Consider the following 259-nt stretch of genomic DNA (forward strand, 5'->3'; position numbering starts at 1 on the left):
GAGCAACTCAAAACCATTAGCAGTAGTGCTGTATTGCTGAAAGGCGGGCATTGGGAACAGGACACATTCAGTACCGATTATCTAATCACAAACAGTGACACCGTCACTATCTCAGCCAAACGTATCGCAACCCGAAACACGCATGGTACAGGTTGCACCTTATCCGCCGCTATTGCCTCCTACCTTGCACAAGGCTGCCCTCTCACAGAGGCTGTTCAGAAAGGCAAAGATTACCTGACACAAGCACTGTCTCATGCCG

General features: G+C 49.8%; 1 protein-coding gene. It reads left to right on the plus strand.

Features of this window, described 5'->3' with window-relative positions; translation table 11 throughout:
* Positions 1-259 (plus strand): bifunctional hydroxymethylpyrimidine kinase/phosphomethylpyrimidine kinase (locus ACYP03_RS26830; RefSeq protein ID WP_459782783.1); only part of this gene is annotated, 259 nt, incomplete at both ends.

The sequence above is a fragment of the Photobacterium sp. R1 genome (assembly GCF_054600795.1).